The organism is Paenibacillus sp. Negev47 (assembly GCF_058313655.1).
The window spans coordinates 1,524,804-1,549,663 of record NZ_CM177754.1; the positions used below are offsets into that span (position 1 = coordinate 1,524,804).

Genomic DNA, 24,860 nt, shown 5'->3' on the forward strand with positions numbered 1-24,860 from the left:
TGGAATTCGTGATTAATTAAGCTTATATCACAAAATATACCCTATGGAGCAGACACGTATAAGTCTCTCTGTAGGGTATTTTTTTGCATGCGTGTTCGAGATATTTTACAACGAGTATAACGAAATGAAGTACAGCATGAGAACGGAAAACAATACGATCCAGCTTATACGGTATACTCAATATCAGAAAAAAGCCTGACAACATTGTCAGGCCCCTTTGGAGTTAATCCTTTGCTTCGATTACTGACTCATTGACACGAGTATCCTTTCGTTTCAGATACAACTTGCTTGGACGATGCAAGAGCACGATGAGCAGGGCGAAGAGATGAATCAGGGTGAACAGGTTGCTTTCATTGGGAATGGCAACGAGTAACGCCAGACTCAGAAACGTCACAGTGAGCTTGAACTTTCTCTTGGTGATGAATATAACAGCGAGCAGGCTTGGGCCAATCATAAACAACATTCTGCCTATGATTACGCCAGAGGCGTAAGCCAGATCATCACCTTTACGCGAGAAAGCAAGGTAAGCTTCCATGTTCTGGTTGAAGTCAATGAGGAACACGATAAAGGACACGATCACGTAGATCAGTTTTACACTCAATAAAATGCGCACGACATTTAATAGCGTGGGTAATGCTGTTTTTACCATACCACTTCTCCTATTCTACTTCGAATCTATAACCGCAGATTCTCCTGGTTGTATTCTCGCGGAGGGCCTTCCTGCTTCAGATACACCTTGCTAGGCTTATTAAGCAACAGACAGAGCAACATGAAGATGTGCAGCAAGACGAGGAAATTCTGAAAGAACACAACGCCAAAAAATAGGGCCAGGCTCATGAATGTAATTGTTAGCTTATAGCTTCGTCTTGAGATAAATATGATAGTTAGAATCGGCGGAACCAGAACCATGAGGACTCGGAACCCGATACTTGTAAAATAGGCGACCTGATCAGATAGCGGAAACGCGGAGTAATCCGCACTATTACGGAATAGATCTGCAATAAGGAATGTCATGGAGATCCCAATGAAGATGGATTGTACCCCTAACAGGGCACGGATGACGTTTAATAAAGTGGGCATTTTCGTATTCAATAAGTCGTCCCTCTTCCTGCACGATATGTATTTCATACATTATACGATGTTGATATCATATTTTGTATTAACCCAAAGTCTACATTTTCCAATCGTCTGCAGTGGCCTTTGACCTACAATCATCCCGCTTCAAAACAAAATAGGAATACGAAGAAACCCACCTCTCCAAAGAGAACCGGGTTTCTCGAAAATGTGAGCATCTGTACCCATCTAAGGGTACAGGTGTTTTTTGGTGATGTGCTATTCTCCACGAACGGATGGTGCATACGCCAGCACTTCCATTTCAATTAAATAGGGGCCTAAACCGCTGAATACGGTAATACGGGCGGGATATGGTTGCTTAATCATTTGCGCATATACTTCGTTGTATTCGGGCTGATCTTCTACACGGGCCAGATGCGTGGTTGCCTTCACAATATGGTCAAGTGTAAGTCCGGCTTCTTGCAGAATAACCTCAATATTGCGAATGCACTGTTCGGTCTGTTCCTTAATGCCGCCAATGGGCTCAAGCGTCTGTGGATCGACACCTACTTGACCTGCGACGTAGACCATATCTCCTGCACGGACAGCATGGGAGAAAGGAAGCGGGAATTGGGGTGCAGCACTTGCATGTATGATGGTAGACATAGTCGTTGTCATTCCTTTCCTAATGAGTGTGTATGTTTGGTGTTAACTGATGCCAGTTCGTAGCCTGCTGATAATGATGAGCGATGGACAACAAGCGGTCTTCTCGCATAAGTGGACCAGCAAGCTGCATGCCGATAGGCATTGGCTTCCCTGAGGTGGTATCGAATCCGATGGGAACGGTGATGGAAGGTAGCCCTGTATTGGTGAACGGTCCGTTGAAAATAGGGCTACCCGTCTTGTAGCCATATGGGGCCGCATATGGTGTTGATGGAGTCAATAACACATCCACCTCATCGAAAAGCATCATCATCTCACTCCGGAATATCGTTCGGATGCGCTGTGCCTGCAAATAATCTACGGCACTCGTCTGGTAGCCAAGCTCCAGCTGCTCCCGCATCGTATGTCCGTAACGGTCAGAGGCTTCTGCAAAACGCTCCTGATGGAAGGCGGCAGCTTCTGCCCGCATTACCGTACGATGAGCAGCACATGTCTCTTCCATATAAGAAGGCAGGTCTACCTTCTTCCATTGCATGCCCAGCTTCTCAAGTACGGTGATTGCCGACTCTACGGCTAACAAGATCGCTGATTCATCGGTTTGGAAGAAGTTGCTCGGCAGACCGATGACCATTCCTGAGATAGGATGCTCAAGAGCGCTAGTTAAGTCTGGCTTACCGTGAGGAAGCGTGAAGGAGTCCATCTCATCTTGCCCGGCCATCGCTTCAAGAACGATCGCGTTATCTTGTGCGGATCGAGTGAAGGCGCCAATATGATCCAGGCTCCAACTGGCTGTGATGACACCGTTACGGCTAACCCTGCCGTAAGTGGGCTTCATGCAAGTTAATCCGTTGTAAGCTGCGGGTCTAAGCAGAGATCCGAAGGTCTGTGTTCCGAGTGTGAAGGAAGCCATGCCAGCCGCTAATGCGGCCGCGGAGCCGGAACTGGAACCGCCCGGGGTATGCTCTAGATTCCACGGATTGCGGGTTGGCGGTTCTCCTCCCTGGAAGGCATATTCCGTCGTTGTCGTCTTGCCGAGCAGGATAGCGCCTGCAGCCTGCAACTTATGAATCACAGTAGCATTCGTCTTGGGTACAAAGTCAGGATAGGTACTTGATCCAGCCGAGGTGCGTATGCCAGCGGTATGGATAATATCCTTGGCTCCATATGGAATGCCATGCAGAGGACCGAGATATTCGCCATTCATCAGTTTGCGCTCAGACTCTTTTGCAGCCTGCAAGGCTTGTTCTGCGGTGACTGTTACGAAGGCTTGCACAGCAGGTTCTACTTTATCAATGCGATCCAAATAGGATTTCGTAAGCTCGACAGGAGATACCGTCTTGTTTTTGATCAGTTTTGCGGCTTCAGCAATCGTCAGCTCGTTAAGTGGTTTCGTAATCATCGCAGAGGCACTCTCCTATGCGGGGGATTGGGACCTACTTCTTCTGGCAGCTTGAAGCTTCGAATCAGCTTCAAGTCGGCTGTAAATAGGGCAAGCTCCTCGCTGGTAATAACTTCGTTCGCATATCTGGCGCTTTCTGTACGCCGGTGTGTGTGATAGTCGTCCTGCTTCAGAGTAATCAACCTTTCTCTCTCTATTTGGTGAAGCTTGAATCGATAATGTCCTCGTAAGCGAGGTCTTCCTTCAGATTGCCGATGAAGCGCTGCATGCCAATTGCGGTCTCGAATGCTGATTCATTGATGAGTCCCTCCGCAGGGTATACCTTGCTGTCGATCATGCGTTGTACCGCTTGCTCCACGACGTTCTTGTCTAGATTCGGGAATTCCTTCACTGCGACTGCTTTGGCGCCTTCAGGATTCGATTGAATGTAGTCCAGAGCTTGCTCGATTGAGGTCACGAAGCGCTGGGTGAGATCAGGATTCTTCTCAATGAAGCTTGCGGTTGTGTTCATCGTTGCAAAGGCGAAGTCTGGATAATCCTTCGTGAAATCATGGACAATATGCAGCCCCTCTGCAATGCCTTGATCCAGCTGAGGCTCGTAAACGATAGCAATGTCGGCTTTGCCGGCTAATACCGCCCCAAGCTCGGAGCCATTTTGGACCTCTGTGATCGTCACATCCTTGTCGATATCAATGTTATTATCAGCGAACAGCTTCCGCAGTAAGCTGTTCGAGCTTGTAGGTGCCAAGCCCACTACGATGGTCTTACCCTTAAAGTCCTCTGTGGTGTTTACCGTTACTCCTTCCCTCGCGACTGCCCATACTGGAGCGCTGCCGGATAGAAGGACCAGTGAGCGAGCATCTCCGCCCTGCGCATTAGCGAATGCGACATGCTCAGGACCATGAAAGGAAAATGCGGACTCGCCTGAGATGACCGACGACAATGCTGTTGGTCCGCTTCCGGCAGCACGGATGGAAGATAGCTCAATGCGATTTTCCTTTAGAAAACCTTGGTTGTTCGCTACATACAAGGGAAGGTAGAGTAGGTTGTGATAAACCTCGGACACCATAATTTTGTCCACCTGCGTATTTTCTTGCCCCTCGCTATTAGATGCACCTGCGCCGGTAGCAGGTATGTTGGCATTGCCGCCACACCCGCTGAGCAGTGTAGTCAATAGAAGTGTCATCGCTGCCAGAATAGCTATCTTTTTGAATGTACGCATCAGTCATCAGGCCCCTTTAATGGTTGTAGGTCAGCTATACAGATGTGGATTTGCTACTGGTCTTGTTGTCATTCCATGGAAGCAGACGGGATTCGATATAACCGACACAGGTGTAGAGGAGCATGGCGACCAGCATAAGCATGAACACGCCAACCCATACGGCCGGAAGGTTGAACAGGTTACCTTCGACGAATACCATATGTCCGAGTCCTTTATCTGAAGAGATGAATTCTCCGCCTACGACAGACACCAATGCTAATCCGATATTGATACGGAAGGCCGAGATGATCCATGGCAGAGAGGATGGAACGATAATTTTGCGGAAAATTTGTGACTTCTTCGCACCGAAGGATTTCATCAGATTAATCTGGGATTCGTCGATCTGATGAGTCGCTTGATAGGCGGATAACAGCGCTACGATAAATGTTGCCACGGAGGCAAGAGCAATCTTGGAGAAGATGCCTGAACCGAACCAGATAATAATCATGGGAGCGAGCGCAATTTTCGGAATGCCGTTCAACGCTACGATGAATGGATCGAGCACACGGGCAACGGACTTGGAATACCACATGAGTAGTCCTGCTAATGAACCAATTAAGCTTCCGGTTACAAAGCCGATAACGGTGGCATTCACCGTTGCGAACGCGTCTGTAAGTAGTTGCCCTGAGCTGGCCATTGTGATGGCTGCATCGAAAATGGCGCTCGGTGACCCCATGAGGAAACCGTTAACCAGTTTCAAGCGAACGGCGGATTCCCATATCACGAGGATGACTGCAACAATAATGAACCGCCACAGCATTGTTACCAGCCATTCTTTGGAGAAGGTGGACTGTCTACGTTTGCTCTTGCTCTTCGTAACTCCAGCAGGCTTTCCGGCAAGGGTGATTTTAGGTGATGTGCTCTTCATTAGCTGATCCTCCCCATCTGGATATCAAGCTCTGCCCAGATCGATTCAAAATACTGCTTGAACTTCTGGTCGGAGCGGGCTTTCAGTGCTGAGCCATATTGCGAGGCGAGACCAATGTCATACACCTGCTTCACGGTTGTTGGTCTTTTGCTCATAACGGCAATGCGGTCGGAGATGGCAATCGCTTCCTCGATGTCATGCGTGATCAGGACGCCTGTCTTGCCCTCGGATTTTAGAATGGACAAGATTTCATCTTCCAGAATGAGTCTGGTCTGATAATCAAGTGCTGAGAAGGGTTCATCCAGTAATATAATATCGGGCTGGGTAACGAGGGTGCGTATGAGGGCTACACGTTGGCGCATACCGCCTGATAGTGTGGAGGGATAGGCTTCTGCGAATGAAGCCAGGCCGTAGCGATCCAGATAATCCATGGCAATATCGCCACGATCCTTTTTGGACATGCCCTTCACTTCCAATCCTAACGTGACATTATCCAGGATGCTTCTCCAAGGAAGCAGTAGATCCTTCTGCATCATATAGCCAACATGCCCGGTAGTCTGGTCGATCTCTTCGCCACAGACGATAACTTTGCCATTCGTTGGCTTAAGCAGACCCGCGATAATATTGAAGATCGTACTCTTACCGCAACCGCTCGGTCCCACGATACTGAAGAACTCCTGCTTCTTGATTTGCATCGAAACCTCAGCCAGGACCTGAATATCTTCTCCGGTTGCACTGACAAATGATTTGGATACGCCTTGTATTTGTATAGCCATGATAGGTAGCCCCTTTCCTACAGCCTGTTGGTTGTTGTTTCTTGGTGCGAGTTCGTGTTAATTAATATGACATTGATGATTATATTCCTAATCATATAGACTGTTTGCCCAATTGTCATTAGTTACTATGAACATAAAAATAGAATTGAATCAGTTAAAATGTACAAAATAGGTTGGGTTGGGAAAAGAAAATAAAAGAACGTGTCATTATACATGACACGTTCTCGGTTTAAGACGTATGATTAGCTTCGCTAGGGGCTGGATTGACATTCAGCAGCGACTCCAGTGCGAAGGCGAGGCGGAAGCGCAGACTCTCACTCGGATCCTTGATGTTCCTGCCGGTCAATTTTTCGCATTTCTCAAGCCTGTAGATGACGGTATTGCGATGTACGAACAGCTCTTTCGCCGTATCGACGATCTGGCAGTGATTCTCATAGAAAGAAGACAAGGTTTTCATCAGTTCGCTGCGCTCGTTTGGATCTCGGCCAGCGAAGGCCTTAAAGGTTTCTTGATGGAACTGAAGCATTTCATCATAAGGTATCATGCGCAGCAGGCGGCTTATATCCATAGTTTGATAGGAATGAGCGAAGCGGGTCTTTCTCATCTGATAGCCGGATTGAAGCGCCTTGACTGCTTCCTTATAGGATAATCCGATATCCAGTACATTCGTGTAGGGATTGCCTATGCCAAAGGATAGGCTGAGCTGCGATTCCGTATATAGGGTGCTCGCGATCTGTTCAAGTTGCTGAACCACGATGTGTTCGTCCCAAGATGATTCGGCCAAAAAGACGAGTATGCCGAACTGGTCGTTCTTCGTGAACATGACGAAGGAGAGATCTAGTCTGGCGAACTCCTGCTTAATCAGCTCGTAATAAGCGTCTCGTTCCGAGATGTGTCGCTCTTCTCCAGGGGGAGTGAGGCTCTGGTTAGGCATGCTCGATAAAGATTCGTCCTTTTTAGCAATGATGAGAACGGAGTTCCCTTTTGCTTGGAGCCCATATTTCTTGCCACGATGCAGCGCTTCTTGTTCAGAACGAATGAAGCCCTGAATGAGATCGGAGAAATATTCATTTTTGTAACGGCGTGAACGTTCCTTGACCGCTTGCTTCTTGGTTAACTCCAGACCGATCACATTGACGGCTTGTTCCAGTGCCAGAGTGGAGAGTTTAGAGTTTGCGGAATTGTCGAATAGTGCGATCAAATAGCCTTCGTGCCGATCAGTAAAGATGGGATGTAGCTCAGCATGTCGATATTTATCGGCAGTAAGCAGGCAGATCGAGATTGCGGTATGGAAGGAAGGGTGCTGATCTATAAATGTCAGTATGGGCGCGGCGAGAGACTGGCGATCCATCTGTTGTGCATAATGGGAGCTTGCCGTAATCTGCTTCTTCGAACCAAGCAGAAGTACAGGTGAGGATAGCAACTGAGACAGCGTATCTACGATGGAGGGTATACCTTTTCCCTGCATAACCATCGTGGAAAATTGTTTGTGAATAGATAAGGCGTAGTGGAGCTCATGGGTTTTATTCTGAAGGATGGCACTGATTGATTGTTGAAATATTTCACCGAGTGTATTGTCTATCTCAGATAGTTCGATGATGGGAAAACCCAGCTTATCGGCTGTCTGGAGCAGTTGCGGTGATAATTCAAGCGAGAAGCGCTGTGTCTTGACCGCAAGCGCCGCACAACCAATCGCGTGCATATCTGTAATGAATGCAAGATGAGCATCGGGGCGGTCTTTCAGGATATAGCCATTCGTCAGCAGCATATCTCCCGGCTTCAGGAATTGCACAATATCTGGCGCATCCATAATATTAATCGATTGTACCAAGCGATCAAGGCCGCGATGTCCGGCAATAACCTTTGCTTTGGAGAGAATGGGGATAGTCAATAAATGTTGCAGATCCATCTTCAACCCACTCGCTTTCATAATGATATGTTATAAAATCTAACATTAAGTAAGGTGGGCGTAAAGAAGAGTTTGGATAAAGAGGCTAAAAGATAATTAATTTTTAAGCATATAGTACAAAATGCTGAGATGGACATGTGTCTTTAGTGTGGAATATGAATCTTGTATATGAGCTAAGATTCACAACTGGTTAACTTTGTGAGAAAATGGAAATTGAAAGGTGGTGTAGCAATGCCAGCGACCTGGACATGTAATGCAAACAAGAAGAGACGTTCTCCTTAATAAGAAAATAATCTTATTCTAGGAGTTGTTCAGAAAATGAAAATTTCAGACCGACTATTAAGGCAATATTTAGATCACGTTTATTGGATATGTGGAGGCCCTTGCGGCGGCAAAAGCACGATGACAAAGTTACTTTCTTCAAAATGGGATATGAATTATTATTCCTCAGATGACCACACTTTCGATTATCAAAAAAAGGCTAATCCGCAGGATCATCCAGCAATTTTGCGACACTTCATTGATTGGGAATGGTTCTTTTTAGGGCGTGAGAACGATAGAAGCCACTGGTTAAATTCCGTGTTTGATGAAAGCGTAGAGTTTATTATTTTGGATGTGTTACAGATGGGGAAAGAGAAGCCAATTGTAGTAGATACTTTTATGGAACCTGCTTATCTAAGGGAGATTGTTAATCCCAACCGAGTTGTTTATATGTTTGCAGAAGATGACCTAATTCGAGCGGAGTATCTGGATCGAGATCATCTGAGAGGCATGGAGGATTTGTTCCCTAGTTTATCAGATCCACAACGTGCACGGGACGAAACATTAAACACGGTGGTTAGAGCATCGAATCATTACCTGCAACAAGCGGAGCAGTATCAATTAAAATGGTTTATGAGAACATCTCAGTCCAATAAAGATCAGATGTTATTGGAAGTTGAAAAGCATTTCGGTTTTCGATGATACTTTAAGTGTCAAATTATATTAGTCGTCATTTGTTACACTAAAAGTATACAGTAGATCAATCAGACAGCAGTCGATCAAGCTGATCGGCTGCTTATGTTCAGCAACGGGCAGGTAAGTCAATGCCATCTTGCGAATTACAGGTGTAACTTTTATTGATTGATAGCGTTGTTCATAACGAGGGACTTCTTATAGGTTTTTAGAATAATTAATAAAAGAATACGAGGAATGAAGTAATGAAGAAAAAGAGACTGTTTTTTACGGTTGTAGCATTAGCTTTAACAACAGCGACCGTAACTGCTTGTGATTCAACAAGTCCAACTCAAGAGAATATGTCTACTCCAAAATCTGGTTATTATCTAGCAAGTCCGAAAGTACAACCCTTTCTAATTCTTTAAGCGAACAAGAGAGCAAACCCTCCCACTATATTGCTTCTGGAGGCGCAACGGTACAGCAACCCTTTTCCGTAAATCCGGAATTTGTACACATAAAACTGCTTATGAAGAACAATAGTAGCCATGAAGTCAATGTTAGTTTAACGCACTTAGATACTAGTAAAGTGTATTTCGCTAGAACGATTGCTGCCGGGGAATCTTTTGATTGGATAAATAGTAAAGAAGGTTTCACCCAAGGTATGAATACTGGAGGTTACTTGCTTCAATGGAGTGGTGGCGGTTATAGCGTTAATGGGGAAGTATGGGGATCAGTTGGTTCAGACCCGGGCGAAACTGTTCATCTAACTTATTGAACTAACGGGCAGGATAGTTCGCTGCCGGCGACAACCGTGTGGTCCCCAAATTATAAGTTATTATACATATAAATAAAAAAGGAGCCTGTTTAAGGACTCCAGTAGTCTTGTACCGCGTTGGTTCTACTAAGAATAAACCCAGTCAGGAATTTCCGTCTTGGTGTAATTGTATGAAACGACTCTCCAGCCAGAGCTATACTTGCTTACGTTAACTTTGTATGAGTGTGTGAAAATGTATCTTCCGTACTCGTCTTTCTGTCCAGTGCTAACGGTAACTGCTGCTTTATCAGTTCCAGAGTAAGAGATTGAAAGACCGTAGTATAAGTTGTCTTTATCTTCCTCGAAATATTCCTTAGAATCTTCGTGTTTGCTGAATAAAGGTTCCACCAATTTGAAGTCTTGGGCATTATCCAGTGTTCCAAGATCGACAGTGAAGTGTTCTGAACTAGCATCCAAATCAGCTGGGTGCCAGACGATATGGTCTTGCTCAAAGAATGTTTCGTTGAACTCTCGGAACTGGACGTAAACTCGATTGTCCAACATTTTTCCATCTTTATTAACAGTTGCGGTTTTAGTTTTCTGATTCCAAGTTGTTACTGCTCCGATCTGAGCACCCGCGGCTCTTAAGGGCATAAATACTCGACTATCAACCAATTTCCCATTGAGATGAACTGCCTCATCTGCATGAGCAGCTATTGGACTAAGTAGTAAAGCAGTTGATAGGAATCCGGCAATAAATTATGTCTTCATGTTGATTCTCCCTTTCGAAAATTGGTATCTATGATACTTACACTATCTTTAAATCCGATAATTATTATAGAGTATTATGGTGAAGACAACAGAGGCACTTCTTTTCACTGCTCTGCGAGGTTGCTGAATTAGGTGGTGTCTAATTAACATACTGTAAAGATTAAGCTAACGGGAAACGTTAGCTCAATAACAACAAGAAAGCAGCTGATCATTGTGATTGGCTGCTTTTACTCAACTAACGGGCAGTTTTGCTGAATAGATCTGCTGAGTATGTGGAGCATCTGGCCTCTCACGGTTGGTTGCGGACAAGAAAGATAAAAATCGTAAGGTACAGGAGTAATCTGGCAGATACGATTGCGAACAAAAACTACCCATGACGCATGTGCGTCATGGGTAGTTTTTAATCATTTCCATACGTTCAGGAGGGGGCAGTGTGAAATAGCGATGTCCTAATCACTTCGTTGGACAGACAGAGTGGACAGACAGTGTAAAAATGGCCACCGCCCGGGAACGGCCATTCTTCATATACATTTCTGCACTGACTTACTTCACCGGCCCCATCCAGGTTGAGATCGTCTTCTGCTGGTGCGGCAACGGCGGTTTCAACTTCCCGTTATCGATCAAATGTTTCAAAATATAAGCGACAAGCCGGCCTCCGCCGGTGTTGCCTCTCACCATGTAAGCAAGCTGCGGCTCCAAATGCTTCGGCTGATTTTGCAGGAACAGGTTGAGCATTTTGTCGTAGAGCTTGCCGACAGCAGGCGCATACAGAGCGGACAAATTCGGCATTGCCTTGTTCAACCGATCCAACGTTTGCGGAGAGTCGATCCAAACCGCATTGAACTTGTACCCCTCCTCCGTCTTGCGGATGTACCCCTTCTCCAGCAGGAACGAATATTGCTCGGCGTTCTCTTCGTTGTCGGGCAGTTCCCCTTGTTGGAACGCATGACAAATCTCGACATTCCGGTATTCCAGGAAACGCCAATCCACCTGGCGGTCGCTCCAGTAAGTATTGAATTGCCACAAGTATAAGGGAGTGTCTTCGACGTAGCGGAGCGACGGACCGAAGGTGACGTAACTACTCAAATCAAACCCCGGATCGGCATTGTGGCTCCGGTTTAACGCCGCATAGGCAATATACTGACCTCCGTCCTTTCGCATTGGTGCGACCGCATCGAAGTTTTCGCCCGCTGGCATGCTCCGCCAAGATTGCTCCTCGACGTTCTTGGGCAGCAAGGTCCAGAGCAGGAAGTTATAGTCGCCGTCCGGAACGTACACTCCGCTATCCTCGACTTGCCGGCGAACTTCCATTAACGCGTCAAAATGAACATCGGCCACTTCGGCGGCGCAATCTTGCCAGAATTGATGACCAGCTACGGCCAACTCGAAGAGGTCCCAGACGATGGTGTTGCTTTGATATTTGCCGGGAGAGGTTTGGATGAGAAAATTGTAATCGGCCAGGTGCCGGACTTCACCTTCCAGCAAAGACGGCGGCATTCCAAGCTCCTCCGCGATTTGATGTACGGTACGCGCCTTATGATAAGCCGCGTAAACGATATTTTGCGCCAAGGCGCGTCCAAGAAAATCGTTGGTTTCGCCCAGTCTGCCGGCCGAACCGGAATGGCCCATTTCCCCCATACTGACCGGATTGACACTTAAAGTTCCTGTTGCACGCATACGTTTCATCCCTTTCCGTAACTTCTTTTTGGCCTCGCTCAAATGCCACTTCACCGTGTTGACAGGAATGTTCAGAGCAATCGCGATATCGCCGATTTTAAGCTCGTCGTAGTAATGCATGACCACGATCCGGCGATGGATGTCGGACAGAAACGCGACTTCTCGGCGGAGCTCGCGGTAAGCTTCGGTTACCAGCAGCCGGTCAAGCGGCTCCCGGGAAGGGGCAGCAGACAGTTCGGACATGCCGTTGATTTCGAACGCTTGGGGAGCGTGCGCACGCTTTTTCAACCAATTCACCCAAGTGTATCGGGCAACCGTCCAGACGTAAGCGTCAAGGCTTCTAATGTCCCGCACCCCAGAGAAGGATTTTAACAACTGCAACATAATCTCCTGAGCCAGATCCTCCGCCTCGGCCCGCTGCTTGACCCGGTTTAAGGCAAAACCGAAAATCGGTTTGACATAGCTCCGAATCGCTTCCGCCGCTTCTTTTCCTTTTTTACCAATTGAATCCATCTTTTGCCTCCATAGTTGCATCTGTAATTCCTGACAATTATATAGTGTGCCAGGCGAAATAAAGGTTGGGATTATTTTAAAAAAATTTGGACGTCCTACCGGATCACTCATACACGTATAATTACAAACATCAACATCATGAGTATGTCATTTAAATGGTTAAAGAGACGTTATGAACTTTTTGTTAAACAAGATGAAGATTACTTTAGATGTAAAGGTCTCACTTTTAGTATATAAAGATACTTCTTTTCCGTTCAACTATGGGAGGATACAAACTAGGAGCACGAGCCGAAGTTCTTCTTCGGGTACTTGGGGTACTCCTTCGTTCCGTGGTTAACCAGGAGTGGTCTCGATTAATTATTCAAATGCATAATTAAGGTTCATTAAACTAACGGAATGGTTACGTTTTTAGTAAATGAGCAAAATTATATACTTGACTCTAAAGTACTATAGTGGGTATTATTTCCATATATTGATGATTAGGAGAATGGCCGATGTTAATTTTAGAATTAAAACAATCTCACCATCATGAAAAGCGTTAATCCATTCCTAAAAAAATTTGGGATGGGTTAACGCTATTCGCGCTTCTCATCCTGTGAAATATGAACGCGCAGGACTTAGGTCTAGCGCGTTTTTTTATTTTTGTTACAAAAGAAATGGAGGAGTAAAATTGGCAATCATGACAGATTCAAGAGGTAACATTTTTTTGGAATTTATTCGTATCGAGTACGATAAGGTCATTACAAGCACACTGGATGCTCCACTAACACATGCTCTAATTGTGGTGAAGTGCCAAGGAAAGTATCTATTCATGCAGAATAAGTGGAGAAACAACTGGGAACTTCCAGGTGGTATTATTGAAGCTGGAGAGAATGCTCAACAATGTGTAATTAGAGAATTGTTTGGGGAAACCAATCAAAATATTGATACGGCGGAATTCAAAGGACTAATGAAGTTTAGACTCCAGCCAAGTTTTCATGGACCTGAACGGACAGAATATGGAGCTCTGTTCATGGGTGAATTGTGCCAACTTGATGATTTTGTTGAAAACGATGAAGCTTCTTCAATTATCCTTTGGGATGGTACATCGGAGATTGGTGATATCGCAGAAATAGATAGGAAGTTAATTGAATTCGTGTGATACAGGATTGAACTAACAGTAAACGATAGTTCAGGGAAACCAAGGACAAATTGAGCAACCCTTTCTATACATCATTCGTTAGAGTATGAGAGAGGTGATATGAAGTTAATAAAATGAGTAGTAACATCTTAATGTTGGTATTAGTGGTATCCATGATAATAGCTGGGTGTTCATCAACCGAAAAAAATGAGGATAATGTTACTGAACGTGTAGTGACATCTGATTTCGTTCTTGAAGTAACAACACCAACAGTTTTAGGTACTGGTGAGGCACTGAAAGTAAAAGGAACTCTAAAATATACAGGTATTAAACCTGTTGAAGTATCTCATGGAGAACCAATCATTCGTTTTTTCTTCTCCGGTAGTAACGAGGAGCGTAATTATGCGGATGTGGGATATGTAACTGAGTTTAAGTCAGGTCAAGTGGTTGAGGTTGAAGATGAGTTTATAGTAACCAAAAAAGGGAAACAAAATCTCTTTGTGGATATGACCGCGGATATCTCTATAACCATGAATCCGATTGAAATTCTTGTGAAGTAATCTGAGTAATATTGATTGGCGGGTTTAGAAGTAGGCTTAATGGATTGTGTGCAAAGAAACCAAAACAAAGAGAGCCTGACGTTTAAGTCAGGCTCTTCTTGGCGATATATTGTGTCTCTGTGTCATTTGAATCCTGGTGCTTTAAAAATATCTTACTTGGTCGATGTAAGAGCACAACTAACAAGGCGAATAGTTGAATAAGTCCAGTTAATAGTCCTTCATTCAGTAGTCCGATAAATAAAGCGATACTCAGGAACGTAACAGTCGATCTGAATTGTCGTTTGGTGATGCAAATGATAGCAAGCAAACTAGGAATGATTAAAAATATGATTCTCCCAGTAATTTCATTAGAGAAATTAATCAAATCATTGCCGTTCACTTGATAACCGGCAAAGGCTTCAGGATTTTGACTGAAAATATAGAGAAATACACTGAAAGAAACAATAAGGTATATAACTTTAATACTCAACAAGATGCGGACTACGTTCAGGATTGTGGGTAACTTCATAAGTTTCAATTTTCCTCCTCGACACTTCTAAACGGATACAATGTTCTAACCGTGTTTTTGGTATAACTAGACTTATATCTTTAATTAGGTATTCCGTTTTGTGTATCTCCTAAATTCATATGTGGTTATCTAAGTATACGGTTTACTTGTAATTATTTGTATTAAACTAAAGTCTATATTAATTAATCAAGCTTTCACCTCTTTGGTCCTGAAAAACTTGTTGGAAATAGAGGGCAGAGGTGCAGAGGCACTGCACGAATATGAAATGTTTAAGAAAATAATGCCTAATTAACTCATTAAAATTGATAAAAAACCTCCCGTCCCGCATAATATCTGGGGTCGGGAGGTTTTGATTATAGTGCTGATTCAACGTTTATCGTACAAACCATCCGGTGGGCTGAGGGGCTACGTCTGCGGTATCTCGTAAATCATGGACCTTGACGTTGCTGCCATAGATCATGGAATCACTGCTCAGTCGGAACGAGGGGAAACTATGCTCGGATTGCAGACGCAGACAGGGTTCAAAGTAAATCTGCTGCTGTTTGTTGATTACAAACGGAAGCGAACCCGCTTCTACAGTAACATCATCGCTATCCAGGTCGTTCAAGATCAGAAGTACCGCAATTCCGTCACAACCGCATCCATCGGTATCATAAAACAATTTGAAATAGCCCGGTCGATCTCCCAGCTTTTCAGTAAGTCTTGCTTCTGCCAGCGGACTGACTTGAATGATCATGACGTCGTTCACACTCCTCTAATCTCCAATGAATTCGCTTACAATTTAATATATGGACCATAAACGCAGATTAGAAGGTGAAATAAAGAAAATCAAACATGTCCTGTGAAAATAATGACACTAATGAGTAATGCATCGGACACACACGTATGAATGTCATCCCCGGAACTTCAATTGGTCCAGTGTGAAATTATTCGCCCGCCAATGAAACCCATTTCATCGCCATTCCTTATCTGGTATGATAAGCAGGGAAAATAGGGAAAATTAGAGAAAAAGGAAGGTTCCGCTATGACACCGATCACCATATATGACATCGCCAAAGAAGCAAACGTATCTGTAGCAACGGTCTCCCGGGTGCTGAATGATACAGCACCAGTGCGTGCAAGCACCCGAGAGAAGATTATGTCCATCATTGAAAAACACCAGTTTCAGCCCAACGCGCAGGCGCGCAGTCTAATCAAGAAAGAGACGGGCACCATTGCCATTATCCTGCCGGACATTACAAACCCCTTCTTCCCGGAAGTCTTCTGGGGTGCGGAGAATGAGGCTCGCGGATTGGGGTACACGTTTTTTCTCTGCAATACTGCAGGTGACTATAACAGGGAATCTGAATATTTGTCCATCCTGCGAGAGAAGCGGGTAGACGGGATTATTTTTCTCGGCGGGCGAATCAATATGCAGGTCTGTCCGGATGACATGGCTCAGGAATTGATTGATATGGGCAAACGTATGCCGATCGTGCTGGTCAATGGCAATATTGCCAAAGGCGGGTTCCACCGGGTATACACGGATGAAGGGGCAGGGGCAGCCCTTGCAGCTGAGCATTTGCTTGAACTGGGGCATCGCGATATTGCGTTTGTCGGCGGTCTGAAAGAGTTGTCCACCACCATGGTTAAGGTCAGAGCTGTGCAGAAGAAACTTCGCGAGCATGGGCTCGAAATCCCGAAAGAGCGTCAGCTCCTCGGTAGTTTCTCCATTGACGACGGCAAACGCGAGATGTCCAAACTGCTGGATCGTGACAATCCGCCAACCGCAGTCCTCTGCGTTAATGACAACACGGCGATTGGTGCCATCAAGTCGACGATTGAGCATGGGCTCTCCATTCCGAAGGATATATCCATTGTGGGTTTCGATGACACACCGCTCGCCAGTGCCGTTATACCGGAACTGACAACCGTATCCCAGAACACGTATCAGCTTGGCAAACAGGCTGTGGACGTGCTGCATGAGCTGATTAACCAAGGCAAACCGAAGAAGCAGATCATTCTGCAACCGGAGCTAATTGTGCGTCAAAGTACAGGACCTGCTGCAAGATAAGGGGGCCTGTAATTGAAAAAGAAAGCGTTGACATTTCCTTGAAGGGTGAAATATAATGAGTGCGTGAATGAAACCCCTTTCATAAAGTGGAACGGGTTTTATGTTTCAGCTTAATGAAACCCATTTCATGAAACGGGTTTCAGTGTAGTCATCCATTCATTAGTTCAAGGGGGCGTAACGTATGAGAAGAAGTCTTAAGGTCATTTCGTTATTGATGCTGGTCATGGTAATGGGTCTGACAGCCTGTAGCAGCGGGAGTAACAACGGTTCTTCCGGCGAGTCCGGTGGCAAGGTGGATCTGAGCATGACGATCTGGGGCTCAGAGGATGAGAAGAAGATCTATCAGGAGCGACTCGACATTGTGAAACAGACATATCCCGATATTAACGTGAAGCTCAATGTGGTTGCAGGAGATTATGACCAAAAGGTACAGACGATGATCGCCGGGGGAACAGCGCCGGATATCATGATGATTGCCGAGAACTATCAGGCTTACGCCTCCAAGAATCAGATAATACCGCTGGACGACATGATTCAGGCGAACAATGTGAACATGTCCGAACGTTATTCCGATGATATCGCAAACCTGATGAAGTACGATGGCAAGCAATTCGGTTTGCCGGATCGTGCAGGAGCGATGGTCCTCTTCTATAACAAAGATCTGTTCGACAAGGCTGGAGTGGAATATCCAACCAAAGATTGGACGCAAGACGATCTGATGGCGGCAGCTCAGAAGCTGACGGTGAAGGAGAATGGCAAAACGGTGCAATGGGGTTACTACCCAGGCAGCTGGTGGCCGCAATGGATGCAGCTTATCTACCAGAACGGTGGCTCACTGTTCGATGAGAGCGGTAAACCGACCTTCAATACAGAGCCTGTGCGTAAAGCATTGCAATTCATGAACGACTTGACCTTCACACACGGTGCGGGACCAACGCCAACCGAGATTGCCGACATGGGTAATATCGGAGCTGATCCGCTGTTCGCTCAAGGCAAGATCGCCATGGAAACGACAGGGTTCTGGAACATAGGTTCGCTTGCCAAGGTGGAAGGCATTAACTGGGATATCTCTCCGGTATGGGGCGAAACGAACGCATTCTTCAACGGGTTAACGATTACCAACGCTTCCAAACACAAGGAAGAAGCATTCAAAGTGATTGAAGCATTGACCACACCTGAAGCACAGATGCCAATGGTCAAAGCCGGTCAGGATGCTCCTGCAACCAAAGCAGGTCTGTCCAGTGATGAATTCCTGAATGCCGAATATGGCGGCAAGAAAATCAACATGGCTGCGTTCAGTGAATCGACCATCTATGCAGAACCGTTCAACCCGCAGTGGAACGAAATGATGAAGCTTATTAACGATAAGCTGGGTGTGTACTTCAACAACAAAGCTACGCTTGATGATACCGTAACTGAGATCCAGAGTGGACTGGAAAGACTCTACAAATAGAGGTTGTTCAAATAGCATCGACAGGAGGACAGGTGGAATTCGGCGTGAATGCGGGTTCCATCTGCTCTCTGCGTCATGGGAGGGCTTAACGTGAGAAAAAAGGACGGGAAATGGTTCTACATCTTCATCTCGCCTTGGCTGATCGGGTTTCTGGGGCTGACCCTGGGGCCGATCCTGTTTTCCATCTATATGAGCTTCACGAATTGGGATCTGTTCCAGTCCCCTGAATTTATTGGTATCGACAATTACAAAACGCTATTGACCGATGATCCGATCTTCTGGAAGTCGGTGGGCAATACGTTTTTCTATGCACTAATATCCATTCCGCTGGGCATGTCGATCTCGCTCTGGATTGCCTATTACCTGAACAAGAAGATCAAAGGGATTACCTTCTTCCGTATTCTGTTCTACCTGCCTTCCGTCGTTCCGGTAGTTGCGAGTTCATTGCTCTTCATCCACTTGCTTGCACCGACGGAAGGATTGATCAACCAGGCACTTGCGATCTTTGGTATTCAGGGTCCTGCCTGGCTTCTTGATCCCAACTGGGTTAAGCCTGCATTGATCCTCATGTCCCTATGGGGTGTGGGTGGTGGCGTGGTATTACTGCTTGCAGGTATGAAAGGAATACCGCAGGAACTGTACGAGGCCGCTGCCATCGATGGGGCGAAGAGTACACAGTCGTTCTTCCATATTACATTCCCAATGCTGACGCCCGTCATTTTCTTCAATCTCGTGACCGGTATGATTGGAGCGCTCCAGACTTTTGCGCAGGTATTCATTGTTACTGCCGGGGGACCTGACAATTCAAGTCAGATGGTTGTGCCCTACTTGTTCCAGAATGCGTTCCAATTCTACAAAATGGGATATGCATCGGCGATTGCCTGGGTACTATTCATCATCATCATGGCGTTGACACTGGTTGTATTCCGTTCATCGGCGCTATGGGTGCACTACGAGGAGGGAAAAGCCAATGAGTAATCCATCGACTGTGGAGAAGACGATATCCTATATTTTTCTGATTCTGGTCGGGGTGCTGCTTGCTTCGCCTTTCCTGTACATGATCTCCATTGCACTGGCAAGTGACGCAACAACCGTCAAGTCAGCCTTTACCTTCGTACCGCTGGAGTTCCAATGGTCGAACTTTTATACGATTTTTACGAATAACAATCTTGGCACGTATCTCAAAAACTCGGTCATCATTACCGTCTTTACGATTGTCGGATCGGTATTGTCAGCTTCGATCGTGTCCTACGGCTTTGCCCGAATCAAGGCGAAAGGCAGCCGTTTCCTGTTTATTGTGTTGCTTAGTACGATGATGATTCCGGGTGAGGTGACGATGGTGCCGCAGTTCATCATCTTCCGTCATCTGGACTGGATTAATACATTTTACCCGCTGATCGTACCGAGCTTCTTCGCCGGAGCGTTCAACGTATTTCTGATTCGGCAGTTCGTCATGAGTATTCCCAAATCACTGGATGAAGCCGCCATGATCGATGGTATGGGACATCCGGGAATCTACTGGAAGATCATCATGCCGCTGACTTATCCGATACTTGCAGCCATTGCGATCTTCTCTTTCTCCTATAACTGGGGGAACTTCATGGGGCCGCTTATCTATATCAATGATCCGGAGAAAATGCCGCTGGCACTCGGGGTGCAGCTGTTGACTACGGTAGGTGGCGGTCAGATGCCACCGTGGAACCTTGTGATGATCGCTTCCCTGTTCCTCACCATTCCGATGGTGCTGGTATATCTGTTCGGACAGCGTTATGTCTATGAGGCCAACATTAGCGGCGGAAGCAGTGGAATCAAGTAACAGAAGGTGTCTGTAGTGTGTTTATGTATTGGACCTGACGTTCAAGGCCAACGGAGTAATCAACGTACATGGAGAAAGGATTGTTTAGCCCATGGCGCATAAAGAACAACGCAGCAGAGGCAAACGGAGCTATATCCTCATGGGTGTCGCCTTGATTGCCCTGCTGGCAGGAGGAGGAATTGTTATCAATCATTTTGCCAATGAGTCATCCAAAACACTTGTGTTCCAAGGGGAGCCGGTACGTCTGAAGCTGGATCAGTCCTATGATCATTTTGAAGGTTGGGGTACGTCACTTGCCTGGTGGGCCAACGATCTTGGCGGATGGAAGGATCAGGCGAAGGTGAGTGAAGTGATGGATCTGGTCTTTGATCCGGAGAAAGGATTAGGTCTGAACATCGTTCGTTACAATATTGGCGGCGAGGAAAATCCAGAGATGAAGGCTCTTCGTCCCGGCGGGGATGTACCTGGCTTCCAGCCTGAACCTGGAGAGTGGGACTGGGATGCTGATGCAGGCCAGCGTGCTGTATTACAGGGATCGATGGAGCGCGGCGTGAACATTGCCGAAGCATTCTCCAATTCACCACCTTACTGGATGACGATCAGTGGATCGGTTACTGGAGCCGTGGATGGCAGCAATAATTTGCGTGATGATCAGTATAATGCCTTTGCCGATTATTTGACCGAAGTCGTGAAGCGTTATCGGGACGAGTGGGGGATCACCTTCCGCACACTGAATCCGCTCAATGAACCTTCCTCCGACTGGTGGAAGAAGGGCAATATGCAGGAAGGCAGTCATTTTACGAATGAGAAACAGGCCGAGATTATTAAGAAAGTGGCCGCTTCCCTTCAGAGCAAAGGACTGGACGGAACCGTCATCAGTGCCGCAGACGATAACAGCATTGATGAGACAGTGTTCAATTTCAACCTCTATGATCAGGACACGCTGGACGTGATCCAGCAGATCAATACCCACTCCTATAATGGTAGCAAAATGGAAGAACTGCGCACGCTGGCAGAACGCCATGGCAAGAAGCTGTGGATGTCCGAGTACGGAACAGGCGGCAGTGAGCCGCACAGTCATGAGGATATGACCTCGGTGCAGGAGCTGGCAGAGCGGATCATGTTCGATCTGAAAATCATGCAGCCATCCGCCTGGGTATACTGGCAGGCCGTTGAAGATGAAGGCGCCAATAACAATTGGGGCTTCATTCATGCCAATTTTAACGGAGAAGAACAGTATGAGATGACCAAGCAGTATTATGGCATGGCCCAGTTTACGAAGTTCATCCGTCCTGGAGCGACAATTATTCCAACGGATGGTGGACGCACGCTGGCTGCCTATGACGCGGAACGTCAGAGACTGGTGCTGGTAATTCGTAATGAATTGTCAGCGGGTACAACGGCGTTTGAACTGGAAGGATATGCGTACGGAAAATCATCCACCGCTCAGGTGTATCAGACTTCACCGGATCGGAACATGGAACAGCTTGAAGACATTCCGGTGTATGCCAACGGACTGGAAGTACCTACCGCAGATAATTCCATCACAACCGTTGTACTGGAAGGCGTGACGGTGCAGGCGAACTGATGACAGCGATTGGAAGGTTATTCTGTCATCGGAGTGCCAGTGTAAATATTCATTAGTTGTACTTATATTGTAGATGAATCACAGGACATATGAACCTAAATACAGAGAAGGAGGGGATATCTTTGACAGAGAAAGCATCCCTTTTGTTTCAGGAACAGGAGAAGAACATCACCAGGGCTGAGAACGGTGTTCAATCCGAATTAACATACGATGCACGCAGTTTCTTCCTAAACGGAGAGCGTGTATTTCTGAACAGTGCAACGATCCATTATTTCCGTATGCCGAAGGAGGAATGGCGTGAGGTTCTGTTGAAGGCGAAGCTGGCAGGCATGAACTGCATCGACACCTACTTTGCGTGGAACGTGCATGAACCGGAAGAAGGACAGTGGTCCTTTGAAGGGGATAACGATTGCGGTGCATTTCTGGATCTGTGTGCGGAACTGGGCATGTGGGTCATTGCGCGTCCGGGTCCATTTATCTGTGCAGAATGGGATTTTGGCGGTTTTCCATACTGGCTGGGTACGAAGGATGGCGTGAAATTTCGTGAAAATAATGAGACGTATCTGCACTATGTGAACCTGTACTTTGACCGGATTGTGCCGATCATTCGGGAACGCCAGCTATCCGCTGGGGGCAGGGTCATTCTGGTTCAAGTGGAGAATGAATACGGGTACCTGATGGATGACGTAGCGGCAAGTGACCATATGAATACGCTGAGAGATGGATTGTTACAACGTGGCATCGACGCTACGCTGATCACTTGCGTTGGCGGGGCGGAAGGCACGATTGAAGGGGCTAATTTCTGGTCGGGTGCTGACGGACATTATGAGAAACTTCGTGCCAAACAGCCGGAGACACCGAAGATGGTCACGGAATTCTGGACCGGATGGTTCGAGAACTGGGGAGGACCCTCTGCCATTCAGAAGACGGTACCTTTGCTGGAGAAACGAATCATGGAAATTCTGCGAGCCGGGTATTCCGGAATCAGCCATTACATGTTCTACGGCGGCACGAACTTCGGTGGATATGGCGGCAGAACGATGGGTAGCAGTGATATCTTCATGATTACGTCTTATGACTATGATGCACCGCTGAATGAATATGGACGAGTGACGCCGAAATATGCGGTAACCAAGAATCTGTCTTATTTCGTCCATGCATTCGGGGCACTTCTCATGCAAACAGAGGAAATTCCCGCAGAGCAGAACCATGTACGTCATCCTGAAGGCGTGTCTGTGCGAGGCAGACAAGCGGGTGACCAGAAGATATGGTTCCTGGAGAGTCACAAGGATGAACGGGAGACGATGCAGATTACGCTCGAAGAAGGCCACACTCTTCCCGTAGCGCTGAATCCGGGGCAGATTATTCCGGTACTGGATCAGGTACCGATTGCCGAACAAGTATATCTGACTGCAGGAACGATGATTACGGGCAATGAAATGATAAACGGAGAATTGACCCTGTTCATCGTGGCTGCTGCCGGGCAGCGCTCTGTTATCGAACTGGAAACTGGTGCATTGAACGTCACGGGCAGTACGGTGCAAGTGCTTGTCGAACACGATTCGGCTAGGAACGTATACCGCTTCGATCTGTTTCATTTCCAAGAGCCGGGAACGATCCAACTGGAAGCAAACGGTACACCGATCCGCTTCATCATTCTAGATCAAGAAACGATGAATCGAACATGGCGATTGGAAGCAACAGAACAGAAGGGACTTCGTTATGCAATAGGCCTCGACGATGTAGACGTGTTGCCATCCGGCCAAGTCAAGGGCATGATCTCTAACCCGGATCGGACAATTACGTTGCTGGGTGACTGGGCCGATGGAGAACGGACGTTAACAGGTCACGAGTTCCTTGCCAGTCAGGAGTCCATCGCTGGAATACAGCAGCATCCATGGACATCGCCAATTGCACCGACGTTATCTGTTTCCCCCGAGTTGTCACGTGTTACGTTAACTGCGAAGCAGTGCACGGCGAGTGCACAACCGGAAGACTTTTCCCGGTATGGACAAGATTTTGGTTATCTGTTGTATGAATGCGATTTCGAGAGTCCGAAAGAAGAGATCACTAATCTCATTTTGCCGGATATCCAGGATACCGCCAGAATAATCGTTAATGGTGTTCAGCAGGCATTCGTGCGTCAGGTAGGTGCCGCAGGAGTGCAGTTACGAGTAGTCCAAGGGAAGAACACACTTCAGATTCTGGTACAGCATATGGGCAGATTGAATTTCTCTCCACACCTGGGTGAGAGCAAAGGTCTGGCTGGTCCTGCATATCTGGGTGGCATAGTTCAGGATATACGTCGGGGTTGGCGCATGGAGAGTGGAAGTGTGCATCTTGATGAAGTGAATTCTCTCCAAGAGACTCCACATCTAAGCAGAAGCTTTACGCTGGATGGCATGGATCGTGCGATTCTCGTGGGTGCACTGAGCAAAGGTCTTCGTATCAACGGCATCGAAGTTCCGATGGATGGATATCAGGACTGGTTTGCCTTTCAGACGCTGGATCTGTCCCTCTACATCAAGCCGGGAGAGACGAATACATTGGAAATGCCGTATAGCCGTTCACCGTTGAACCGACTGGAACTGATCACGTATCCGAGTGAGGGAGAACTGAAGGATTGGCGTATGGCAGGGACAGATGCATTGCTTCCGCAACAATGGGAGAGCTCCGATGTAGGACAGAAATCGGTCCATCCTGAAGCACAGGGGTCAATTCAGCGTGCAGCACACCCTGGTATCGCCGAAGGTGGCAATTTAAGTGCCAATCGGGTAACCCATACCTCGGGTGAATCGGTCAATCGTGCTATGCTGAACGAGAAGTCTCACCCTGTATCCAACCATGATTCAGTCCAAGGCTCGTATGGTCAGCCGGTCTGGTACCGCTGGCGTTTCGCGAAGCCTGCGGTTTCGGAGCATCATAAAGTGAACCTAATGCTTCGTCTGACCGGGATGAGTAAAGGAACCATTCATCTGAACGGACATCATCTGGGACGTTACTGGCAGATTGGTCCACAAGAGGATTACAAGATTCCAGTCGCTTGGCTACAGGAAGAGAATGAACTGGTTTTATTCGATGAAGAAGGCAGAACGCCAGGACGTGTACGATTCATGTTGGATGAACTATCCCGTTATCCTTGGGTTGTCGTGGAATAGCGCTCAAAAATAGCATCTATAACG

Annotated in this window: 22 protein-coding genes; 9 read left to right on the forward strand and 13 right to left on the reverse strand. The window is 46.7% G+C overall.

Annotation, left to right across the window (positions count from 1 at the left end):
- Positions 1–223 precede the first annotated feature (223 nt).
- The 9 genes from AC4G47_RS07050 to AC4G47_RS07090 all read right to left on the reverse strand — a co-directional run bounded on the left by AC4G47_RS07050 (position 224) and on the right by AC4G47_RS07090 (position 7,929).
- The gene (locus tag AC4G47_RS07050) at positions 224–649 is read right to left on the reverse strand and encodes a hypothetical protein (RefSeq protein WP_491105486.1); all 426 of its coding nucleotides are present in this window, start codon (positions 647–649) and stop codon (positions 224–226) included.
- Positions 650–675: 26 nt separating this feature from the next.
- Entirely contained in the window at positions 676–1,092 is a 417-nt protein-coding gene (locus AC4G47_RS07055) for a hypothetical protein (RefSeq protein WP_491105488.1), read from the reverse strand.
- A gap of 240 nt (positions 1,093–1,332) precedes the next feature.
- Positions 1,333–1,719, reverse strand: coding sequence for a RidA family protein (locus tag AC4G47_RS07060; RefSeq protein WP_491105489.1), 387 nt, complete (start codon positions 1,717–1,719; stop codon positions 1,333–1,335).
- A gap of 19 nt (positions 1,720–1,738) precedes the next feature.
- The gene (locus tag AC4G47_RS07065; protein WP_491105491.1) at positions 1,739–3,115 is read right to left on the reverse strand and encodes an amidase; all 1,377 of its coding nucleotides are present in this window, start codon (positions 3,113–3,115) and stop codon (positions 1,739–1,741) included.
- Positions 3,112–3,297 carry a hypothetical protein gene (locus tag AC4G47_RS07070; protein WP_491105493.1) on the reverse strand — a complete coding sequence of 62 codons (186 nt, stop codon included), beginning with the start codon at positions 3,295–3,297 and terminating at the stop codon, positions 3,112–3,114. The genes AC4G47_RS07065 and AC4G47_RS07070 overlap by 4 nt, the downstream gene beginning before the upstream one ends.
- An 11-nt stretch (positions 3,298–3,308) precedes the next feature.
- On the reverse strand, positions 3,309–4,337 hold the full coding sequence (locus AC4G47_RS07075; protein ID WP_491105495.1) for an ABC transporter substrate-binding protein: 1,029 nt from the start codon (positions 4,335–4,337) through the stop codon (positions 3,309–3,311).
- Positions 4,338–4,371: 34 nt separating this feature from the next.
- The gene (locus AC4G47_RS07080) at positions 4,372–5,244 is read right to left on the reverse strand and encodes an ABC transporter permease (protein WP_491105496.1); all 873 of its coding nucleotides are present in this window, start codon (positions 5,242–5,244) and stop codon (positions 4,372–4,374) included.
- Positions 5,244–6,020, reverse strand: coding sequence for an ABC transporter ATP-binding protein (locus AC4G47_RS07085; protein WP_145323717.1), 777 nt, complete (start codon positions 6,018–6,020; stop codon positions 5,244–5,246). Before AC4G47_RS07085 ends, AC4G47_RS07080 begins: the two co-directional genes overlap by 1 nt.
- A gap of 229 nt (positions 6,021–6,249) precedes the next feature.
- On the reverse strand, positions 6,250–7,929 hold the full coding sequence (locus tag AC4G47_RS07090) for a PucR family transcriptional regulator (RefSeq protein WP_491105498.1): 1,680 nt from the start codon (positions 7,927–7,929) through the stop codon (positions 6,250–6,252).
- Positions 7,930–8,247: 318 nt separating this feature from the next.
- Between AC4G47_RS07090 and AC4G47_RS07095 the strand changes: the two genes are divergently transcribed.
- Positions 8,248–8,892 (forward strand): hypothetical protein, encoded by a 645-nt coding sequence (locus tag AC4G47_RS07095; RefSeq protein ID WP_491105499.1) that lies wholly within the window; start codon positions 8,248–8,250, stop codon positions 8,890–8,892.
- Positions 8,893–9,766: 874 nt separating this feature from the next.
- Here AC4G47_RS07095 and AC4G47_RS07100 read toward each other — a convergent pair.
- Together AC4G47_RS07100 and AC4G47_RS07105 are read right to left on the reverse strand one after the other, a co-directional pair.
- Positions 9,767–10,294 carry a stalk domain-containing protein gene (locus AC4G47_RS07100; protein ID WP_491105500.1) on the reverse strand — a complete coding sequence of 176 codons (528 nt, stop codon included), beginning with the start codon at positions 10,292–10,294 and terminating at the stop codon, positions 9,767–9,769.
- 639 nt (positions 10,295–10,933) lie between these two features.
- Positions 10,934–12,580, reverse strand: coding sequence for an RNA polymerase sigma factor (locus AC4G47_RS07105; protein WP_491105501.1), 1,647 nt, complete (start codon positions 12,578–12,580; stop codon positions 10,934–10,936).
- 679 nt (positions 12,581–13,259) lie between these two features.
- Between AC4G47_RS07105 and AC4G47_RS07110 the strand changes: the two genes are divergently transcribed.
- Positions 13,260–13,721: an NUDIX domain-containing protein gene (locus AC4G47_RS07110; protein WP_491106659.1), complete on the forward strand. Its 462-nt coding sequence runs from the start codon at positions 13,260–13,262 to the stop codon at positions 13,719–13,721.
- Between the two features lie 113 nt (positions 13,722–13,834).
- Complete coding sequence (locus AC4G47_RS07115) at positions 13,835–14,260, forward strand: hypothetical protein (RefSeq protein ID WP_491105502.1); 426 nt, start codon at positions 13,835–13,837, stop codon at positions 14,258–14,260.
- An 82-nt stretch (positions 14,261–14,342) separates the two neighbouring features.
- Here the strand turns inward: AC4G47_RS07115 and AC4G47_RS07120 are convergent, their stop codons facing one another.
- Together AC4G47_RS07120 and AC4G47_RS07125 are read right to left on the reverse strand one after the other, a co-directional pair.
- Entirely contained in the window at positions 14,343–14,768 is a 426-nt protein-coding gene (locus tag AC4G47_RS07120; protein ID WP_491105503.1) for a hypothetical protein, read from the reverse strand.
- A gap of 373 nt (positions 14,769–15,141) precedes the next feature.
- Positions 15,142–15,504, reverse strand: coding sequence for an iron-sulfur cluster biosynthesis family protein (locus AC4G47_RS07125; protein ID WP_482070789.1), 363 nt, complete (start codon positions 15,502–15,504; stop codon positions 15,142–15,144).
- Between the two features lie 288 nt (positions 15,505–15,792).
- On the opposite strand from AC4G47_RS07125, the gene AC4G47_RS07130 reads away from it, so the two are divergent.
- The 6 genes from AC4G47_RS07130 to AC4G47_RS07155 all read left to right on the forward strand — a co-directional run bounded on the left by AC4G47_RS07130 (position 15,793) and on the right by AC4G47_RS07155 (position 24,836).
- A complete protein-coding gene (locus AC4G47_RS07130; protein WP_017687019.1) occupies positions 15,793–16,821 on the forward strand; it encodes a LacI family DNA-binding transcriptional regulator in 1,029 nt (342 codons plus the stop codon).
- A gap of 181 nt (positions 16,822–17,002) precedes the next feature.
- Positions 17,003–18,274 carry an ABC transporter substrate-binding protein gene (locus AC4G47_RS07135; protein ID WP_491105505.1) on the forward strand — a complete coding sequence of 424 codons (1,272 nt, stop codon included), beginning with the start codon at positions 17,003–17,005 and terminating at the stop codon, positions 18,272–18,274.
- A gap of 90 nt (positions 18,275–18,364) precedes the next feature.
- Positions 18,365–19,252: a carbohydrate ABC transporter permease gene (locus AC4G47_RS07140; RefSeq protein WP_036668619.1), complete on the forward strand. Its 888-nt coding sequence runs from the start codon at positions 18,365–18,367 to the stop codon at positions 19,250–19,252.
- Positions 19,245–20,090, forward strand: a complete 846-nt coding sequence (locus AC4G47_RS07145; RefSeq protein ID WP_145323692.1) for a carbohydrate ABC transporter permease — start codon at positions 19,245–19,247, stop codon at positions 20,088–20,090. The genes AC4G47_RS07140 and AC4G47_RS07145 overlap by 8 nt, the downstream gene beginning before the upstream one ends.
- 91 nt (positions 20,091–20,181) lie before the next feature.
- Entirely contained in the window at positions 20,182–21,678 is a 1,497-nt protein-coding gene (locus tag AC4G47_RS07150; RefSeq protein ID WP_491105506.1) for a glycoside hydrolase family 30 protein, read from the forward strand.
- A gap of 122 nt (positions 21,679–21,800) precedes the next feature.
- On the forward strand, positions 21,801–24,836 hold the full coding sequence (locus tag AC4G47_RS07155; protein ID WP_491105508.1) for a beta-galactosidase: 3,036 nt from the start codon (positions 21,801–21,803) through the stop codon (positions 24,834–24,836).
- Positions 24,837–24,860 lie beyond the last annotated feature (24 nt).